The organism is Pseudanabaena sp. 'Roaring Creek', assembly GCF_001402795.1.
Taxonomy (GTDB): domain Bacteria; phylum Cyanobacteriota; class Cyanobacteriia; order Pseudanabaenales; family Pseudanabaenaceae; genus Pseudanabaena.
This window is the reverse complement of the sequence record NZ_LIRE01000741.1, coordinates 22,903-29,982: the sequence shown is the minus strand read 5'-3', so window position 1 is coordinate 29,982 and position 7,080 is coordinate 22,903. Positions and strand designations below refer to the sequence as shown.

Sequence of the window (7,080 nt, the reverse complement as noted above, 5' to 3'; positions counted from 1 at the left end):
CTAAGTATTTCAGCAGAGCGTACCGCCCACTTACACCAATTCACGAAAGTGTGACAACACTTTTGCGGATTAAACACCAAACCCAGTAAGGTTTTGAGATTCCCAAAATGGCGTTGCCATTTTGGGAATTGGTATTAGCTCTGGATTTTAATTATGCTGAGGTACTTACTTAAATATTCTATGGTCATAGGGGCTAGAGAGGCTCTAGCTCAAAATTACAAATTTGTAATTAAAAATCGGGGGATTTAGTTATTCTAATTAGGTTCAATTCGTAACATTTAGAACGTAGGTACCTCAATCCTAAATGGGTTGTGAGAGGCTTTGGCTCCGCTCAGCCAGTTTGATATTTGAGCGAAATCGAAGTCCTATCTTTTTCATAAATGATTTAGGACTGCTATATCGCAATTTATTGCGATTAAATTAAAAATTGAGCCATTCAAAAATTTGGGTAACTGTCAAAGTTAAATCAACTCCACTGAGAACAGGCACTGATTGTACCCCTTTAAACATCTGAATGCGGCGATCGCTAGATATTACAAAAATATTTTGTTCTTCAGAATCGAGCATCCATCCTAACTCTGTCCCATTTTCGATGCAGTGTAATATATTGGCTAAAACCTTGTTGGGGCTTTGTCTATGGGAAAGAATTTCCATTGTCCAATCAGGATAGGTCAAAATTTTATTGGCTATTTGTCCATCAGGGTCACGGGGAATACGCTCCCAGCGCAATACGCAAACATCAGGAACAATTGATGCGCCGCCAAAGGTACAGCGTAATTCTGGAAAAGCGATCGCTATCTTAGAAAATTTAACTACTTGATTGATAATTTCACAAAGTGTGCCTTGCAATAGACTATGTTTACCCTGTGGCATTGGTTTTTGACTGATTTTGTCGTTAATAAATTCTGAGGCAGGTTTGGTCTCAGGTAGTGCTAGAAATGTTTCTAGGCTATGGGGTTTTGCTGCTGTGATGACCATATGGTTTTCCCTTTACCTTTTTGCTTTTACCTTTATAGCCCATTACCGATCAAGACAAACACAGCCCAATAGTAGGGATAGGATAATTTCTCATCTTTGTTATTGGGTAAAGTGCCAACGACTCTAACGCTATCGCGATCCGCCAATCTATATTTGAAGTGTATCTTGAGTATGGCGAAACCGATGGCAAATGTAGAACTGGTGATTTTTGATTGTGATGGCGTATTGGTTGATAGCGAGTCAATTATCAATCGCGTGTTCGCTGATACTTTAACTGAATGTGGATTTCCCATTACCTATGCAGAGGTCACCCGTTTATTCGTTGGGAAATCCGTGGCGACCTCTATTGAAATCCTCCAACAAATTTATGGAAAACCCATTCCATCTAATTTGTTAGATATCAATCGAGAACGGGGCATCGTTGCCATGAAGCAGGAACTAAAAGCGATCGCAGGAATTACCGAGATTTTACAAGCGCTGACCCTGCCAAAATGTGTTGCCTCCAATAGCAGTCCTCGTCATATAAGGTTAGCCCTAGAACTAACGGGACTTTTAGACTATTTTGATGGCAAGCTCTATAGCTGTCATCATGTCGATCGCCCAAAGCCTTTTCCTGATGTCTATCTCTATGCCGCAAGTCAAATGGGATATGCCCCAGAGAATTGTCTAGTAATTGAGGACTCCGTAACGGGTGTGCAAGCGGGCTATGCGGCGGGAATGACGGTATTAGGTTATGCTCCGAGTCACAGTGAATCTTCCCATCGCGAGGACTTAATTGCCGCAGGAGCCAAGCTGGTATTTGAAGATATGCGGCAATTACCAAGTTTTTGGGGAGCATAGAGCTTGAGAGCGGTCTAGTGATACCAAGTAAAGAAATGGCTACGCCATTTCTTTACTTGAAAACCCTTACTAGGTTTAGTTTTTAATTCACAGATTTTAATTCACAAAAGTGTGACAACATTTTTGTGAATTGGTATTACTTACAGCAATTATCGCTCAAACGAACCCCAAGGAAATTTTTAAAAACGTTGCGAAGCAACGCTTTTAAAAATTTCCTTGGTTTGGGTTTGAGCGCAAAGCGCTGTAAATAAAATCAGAGACTTGTCTCCCGTATTGCGGGCGACGAGTCTCTGATTTATACGAAATCACAAAATGGCGTAGCCATTTTGTGATTTTAAAACCCTTACTGGGTTTGGTTTTCAATTACCAAAAGTGTAGCCACACTTTTGGTAATTGGTATTAGATCTATTTAGATCGATTTGTTTCTTAAAATAAGATAGACAAGGCTATCTACGAGTTTTTGGGAGGAAAGGGGCATGATCTCTTTGCCATACATCAGTTCCTGCGACACCACAAAAGAAACCAACGAGCCGAAAAAGATTTGAGCGGTCGCTTCTGGGTCTTTAATTCCTAATTCGGGACGATCATCAAAATACTTTCCTAGTAGTTGTCGTCCGCGTTGGATTACAGTTTGATAATAGAGTTTTGCCATTTCAGGAAATCGCGATGATTCGGCAATGACGACTCTTAATAAACTGAGATATTGGTGATCGTCGCTAACCTTGAGGAGATAGGCTTCCGCTACTTGTCGCAATAGTCCCTCGGGATCACCAGTCAACTCTTCAGAATCAAATAGAGTTTGGAAGCGTGAGATCGTAATTTGCTCAATTAGCGCCTTAAATAAACCTTCTTTGTCGTGAAAGTAGCTATAGATAGTTTGTTTGGAAACCCCTGCCTCGATCGCTACTCGATCCATGCTCGTCCCCGCATAGCCATCCCGAAAAAAAACCTGCATTGCGCCTTGGAGAATTTTTTCTTGTTTGTGTTTGCTGGTCTGTGAAGGGTTGGCGATGAGAGTCATGAAGTTAACTGCAAGAATTTAGCGAAAAGAGCGAAAAGAGCGAAAAGATTTAATTTTATTTAATTGTATTGCGATCTTGTCCATACTAGACTGTCTAGTATGATAGATAAATCCTACGCTATTTGGCGATCGCTATGACACAGACTGCCCCCACTCCACCCGAATCGACTCAGCAACAGTCAAACTTGCCAAGTTCGCTCTCAAATCCCGCCCTTGATGTCAAAAAGAAAAAAGTAAACCTGCGGCTAATTATTCCTTTAACATTAGCAATTGGGGTGATTGGTTACGGGATTTGGATGATTTTGCCCAAGCCTGCGGAAACGGTATTGCATGTAAGCGGGCGATTGGAGTCGGATGAAACCGATATTGGCGCAAAAACTGGTGGGCGCATTGTGACAATTCTCGTTCGTGAGGGGGATACGGTTAAAAAAGATCAATTGGTCGTAGAAATTGAAGATGAAGAAATTCCCGCTCAACTTAGTGGATTAAATGCGCAGATCGAGTCAGCACGCCAAGAGGAACTGCAAGCCAAGGATGAAGTTTCGGTCGCTGAAAGTCGGATTCGCGAAGCGAGTTTAAATCTTCAGCAGTCAGAAGGTGACTCGGTCGGCAGAATCGATCAAGCGCAATTTACGGTATCGGCAACAGAATCCGATCTGCGTCAATCTGAGGCGCAGGTCAAACAATCCGAGGCGCAGCTCCAACAGTCGAAGGCGGAACTGAGACTGGCGGCGCTCGATCGCGATCGCTATGCCGATCTGGTCAAGCAAGGGGCGGTCAATCAGCAGCAATTTGACCAAAAGCAGACTGCTTTGGAGACAAGTATTGCGAATCTAAATACGGCCGAAGCAAAGTTAGTTGCTAGTCGAGCGGGGGTTACTGCTGCGCGCGATCGCTTTTTGGCAGCTCAGGGTAGTTCGGTTCAGGTGCGATCAACGGGCTTGAATCCAGACATTCGCACAGCTCAACTCGATGCCTATTATTTACAAAGGACTCAGGCGATCGCTAAATTAGCGGCAGCTCAGGCAAAGGTCAAAAACGCGCAAGCATCTCGCGATCAAATTCAACGGCGCTTAGATTCCTTTAAGGTCAAAAGCCCCATTAATGGCATTGTCCAGAGTCGTCCTCTAGAGGCGGGGGCAGTGGTTGCAACGGGCAAAACTCTGCTGACAATCATCGATCCGAATGCTGTGTATTTGCGATGTTATATTCCCGAAGGGGATATCGGTAAAATTCGCGTCGGTCAAGCAGCTAGAGTATTTCTCGATTCTAGCCCGAATAAGCCCTTTACTGCCCATGTGTCGCAGATCGATACCAAGGCTTCCTTTACTCCCGAAAATATTTACTTCAAGCAGGATCGCGTTAAGCAAGTATTTGGAGTTAAGTTAGCGATCGACCAGCCTGAAGGCTTTGCGAAGTCGGGTATGCCTGCGGATGCTGAGATTGATTTGAAGTAATTAATTTAACTGAAAGAGGATCAAAAATTCATGTCACTTACTAATGCTCTATCAAGAATTGATACTTTTCTATCTCAAAATTATCCCGCTCAGTTTGCGAAATTAGGAGGAAGTTTGAGCGAAGAACAAATTAATGATTTGGGTAAAGATATTCCTTGTGTTCTTTCCAAGGAAGTCCGTGAATTGTACAAATGGCACAATGGCTCTGGCTATAGTCCAATTTGGCATAATTATTATTACATCAGTTCATTACAGGACGCAGTAGAAATGTATGAGATACTATCTACTTTTCCTGACTCATGGGAACTAAGTTTCTTTTCTCCTTTTATCTTTGATGAAATTGAATTTCTCTTTGTAGACTGCAACAAAGAAGAATCTCCTGTTTGGTATATCTTTTGGGAAGATATGGGCACTGAAATGTTGTGGACAAGCCTGACAAAAATGATGGAGAGTATTGCTGAGGCATATGAAACGGGAGCTTATTACTTTGATAATGATGACTTAGTAACTGACAATAAAAAATTCCTAGAGATTATGTGGAGAAAAGATCCTGATATTATCAGTTCATTAACTGAACATCTGAGAACTGTAAAAGAAAATCGACTTAATCACATTTCCTGTGGATATAAGAGTATGGAAAGATTTGTTTGGCAAGATATAGCTGAACTATTCAATGCAATTCTAGGAACTTCGGACAATTCAGCCAGAGTTGAAATGCTCCAAGAATTTACCTCAATCTTTTTGGATGAGTGCGATCGAATTATAAATACTCCCTAAAAACAATGTTGCTTACTTCTAATCCCTCAGTTGAAAATTCTATCTCTTTTGATTCTGTAATCTCAGTACGGAATTTGAGCAAGCGCTATGGTAACTTTACAGCAGTTAAAGGCATCGATTTTGCAGTTCAACAGGGAGAAATCTTTGGCTTGATTGGTCCCGATGGCGCAGGGAAAACCACTTGCTTCCATATCTTAGGCGGCGTAATGGAATCTTCTGGCGGCGAAGTATTGGTATTAGGAGAAGCCCCTCGTACTGCTCGCTTAAATATTGGCTATCTCACGCAGCAATTTTCGCTCTATTTAGACTTAAGTATTGATGAGAACCTGCGCTACAGTGCGGGATTGCGACAGGTTCCCGACGATCAATTTGAGCAAAGACGCGATAAATATTTGCGCTTGATGAGTTTAGAGCGAATTGGCGATCGCCTCGCAGGTCAATTATCGGGCGGCATGAAACAAAAGCTAGCTCTCTGTTGTGCCTTGGTGTCCCAGCCCCGTTTGCTATTGCTAGACGAACCGACTACAGGAGTCGATCCCGTATCGCGCCGCGAGTTTTGGGATGTGCTAGCTGCCCTTGCCGATGATGGGATGACCATTGTCGTAGCAACGCCTTATCTCGATGAAGCCGAGCGCTGCAATCGCATCGCCCTGATGTATGAAGGACAAATTAGCGAAATCGGCACATTACCGCAATTACGCGCCAATCTCGGATTGCAGCGTTTAGAGGTAAGGACATCGGCGCTGGCGGCAGCGGAAGCAGTTCTTTTAGAAACGGCAAGGGGGCGATCGAGTATTGCGGATGTGCAGACCTTTGGCGATCGCTTAGATGTGCTGGTAGAAAACCTAGAAGCTGATGAGCGTGCCGTGAGACAGGCATTTAGCGAAAGTTTAGTCCCCATTGATAGCATTCAATCCAGCGATGCAACCCTTGAAAATGTCTTTGTCACCAGACTGCGACAGCAAGGCTCCGATCCCTTATTTCTGCCGTTTCCGCGCTCTAAAGCCCAGAATTTGAGTGAGGCGAGAATGGATCGTGTGGCGATCGCTGCTAGAAATCTCCAAAAGACCTTTGGCAAGTTTCGCGCCGTAAAAGAGGTGAATCTGGAAATTCGCTATGGCGAGATTTATGGACTGCTGGGCGCGAATGGTGCAGGTAAAACCACGACGATTAAAATGCTCTGTGGCTTGCTGGAAGCGACGAGCGGCAAAATGACCTTGGCAGGACAGAGCCAGAATTTACGCAGTAGTGCGTTACGGAAACGGATCGGCTATATGAGCCAAAAGTTCACGCTCTATGACGACCTCAGCATTCTTCAGAATTTAGAATTTTACTGTGGCGTTTACGAAGTTCCTCAACATTTACGCCAACAAAAAATTGCTTGGGTCTTAGAAACTTGTGGTTTAATTGGACGCGAAAATATGTTGACGGGCAAACTTCCGGGGGGATGGAAACAGCGTGTTTCCTTTGGGGCTTCGGTGATGCATGAGCCAGAAATTCTCTTTTTAGATGAGCCGACTTCTGGAGTCGATCCTTTGGCGAGACGACAGTTTTGGCGCACGATTAATGATTTTGCACGGCAGGGAACGGCGATTTTAGTGACCACACATTATCTAGAAGAAGCGGAACAATGCAATCGTATGGGCTTTATGGTAGCGGGTGAGGTGGTCTTGCAAGGTTCGCCTACGGAGGTCAAAGCCGCCCAAGTCGGGCAGTTAATCGAACTGAAGGTCGATCGCAATCAACAAGCCGCTAATTATCTAAAAACAATTTTGGAGCCTTGGCGCGTCTCGATCTTTGGCGATCGCCTTCATGTGGTGCTAGACGATCCATCAATCGAGTTGCCAATTATGCGATCGCATCTTGCCGAGCATCACATTCAAATTTTTAGCGATCGTCCTGTGCCTTTCTCTCTTGAAGACGCTTTTATCGGCACGGTACAGCGATCGGAAGCAGGGATTGCTCACTTAGATGAGTAACAGCTAAAGTAAAAATATTAGTATAAAC

At 43.7% G+C, this 7,080-nt stretch carries 6 protein-coding genes; 4 read left to right on the top strand and 2 right to left on the bottom strand.

Going from position 1 to position 7,080, the window contains the following annotated elements; genetic code table 11:
- Nucleotides 1-420 precede the first annotated feature (420 nt).
- Entirely contained in the window at nucleotides 421-978 is a 558-nt protein-coding gene (locus tag AC805_RS22025) for a Uma2 family endonuclease (protein WP_055077396.1), read from the bottom strand.
- A gap of 171 nt (nucleotides 979-1,149) precedes the next feature.
- Here AC805_RS22025 and AC805_RS22020 point away from each other — a divergent pair, with 171 nt between their 5' ends.
- On the top strand, nucleotides 1,150-1,818 hold the full coding sequence (locus AC805_RS22020; RefSeq protein ID WP_055077395.1) for an HAD family phosphatase: 669 nt from the start codon (nucleotides 1,150-1,152) through the stop codon (nucleotides 1,816-1,818).
- Between the two features lie 409 nt (nucleotides 1,819-2,227).
- Here AC805_RS22020 and AC805_RS22015 read toward each other — a convergent pair whose 3' ends face one another.
- Nucleotides 2,228-2,839: a TetR/AcrR family transcriptional regulator gene (locus tag AC805_RS22015; RefSeq protein ID WP_055077394.1), complete on the bottom strand. Its 612-nt coding sequence runs from the start codon at nucleotides 2,837-2,839 to the stop codon at nucleotides 2,228-2,230.
- Between the two features lie 134 nt (nucleotides 2,840-2,973).
- On the opposite strand from AC805_RS22015, the gene AC805_RS22010 reads away from it, so the two are divergent.
- Genes AC805_RS22010 through AC805_RS22000 form a run of 3 tightly spaced genes read left to right on the top strand, consistent with a single transcriptional unit; the run spans nucleotide 2,974 to nucleotide 7,052 of the window.
- Nucleotides 2,974-4,296 (top strand): HlyD family secretion protein, encoded by a 1,323-nt coding sequence (locus tag AC805_RS22010; RefSeq protein WP_082429613.1) that lies wholly within the window; start codon nucleotides 2,974-2,976, stop codon nucleotides 4,294-4,296.
- 30 nt (nucleotides 4,297-4,326) lie between these two features.
- Nucleotides 4,327-5,073 (top strand): SMI1/KNR4 family protein, encoded by a 747-nt coding sequence (locus AC805_RS22005; RefSeq protein WP_055077393.1) that lies wholly within the window; start codon nucleotides 4,327-4,329, stop codon nucleotides 5,071-5,073.
- A gap of 5 nt (nucleotides 5,074-5,078) precedes the next feature.
- Complete coding sequence (locus AC805_RS22000) at nucleotides 5,079-7,052, top strand: ATP-binding cassette domain-containing protein (RefSeq protein ID WP_055077392.1); 1,974 nt, start codon at nucleotides 5,079-5,081, stop codon at nucleotides 7,050-7,052.
- Nucleotides 7,053-7,080 lie beyond the last annotated feature (28 nt).

Excerpts from the sequence above, each read along its gene's own strand:
- AC805_RS22025 (WP_055077396.1), bottom strand. The coding sequence starts at position 978 with ATGGTCATCACAGCAGCAAAACCCCATAGCCTAGAAACATTTCTAGCA.
- AC805_RS22020 (WP_055077395.1), top strand. The coding sequence starts at position 1,150 with ATGGCGAAACCGATGGCAAATGTAGAACTGGTGATTTTTGATTGTGAT.
- AC805_RS22015 (WP_055077394.1), bottom strand. The coding sequence starts at position 2,839 with ATGACTCTCATCGCCAACCCTTCACAGACCAGCAAACACAAACAAGAA.
- AC805_RS22010 (WP_082429613.1), top strand. The coding sequence starts at position 2,974 with ATGACACAGACTGCCCCCACTCCACCCGAATCGACTCAGCAACAGTCA.
- AC805_RS22005 (WP_055077393.1), top strand. The coding sequence starts at position 4,327 with ATGTCACTTACTAATGCTCTATCAAGAATTGATACTTTTCTATCTCAA.
- AC805_RS22000 (WP_055077392.1), top strand. The coding sequence starts at position 5,079 with ATGTTGCTTACTTCTAATCCCTCAGTTGAAAATTCTATCTCTTTTGAT.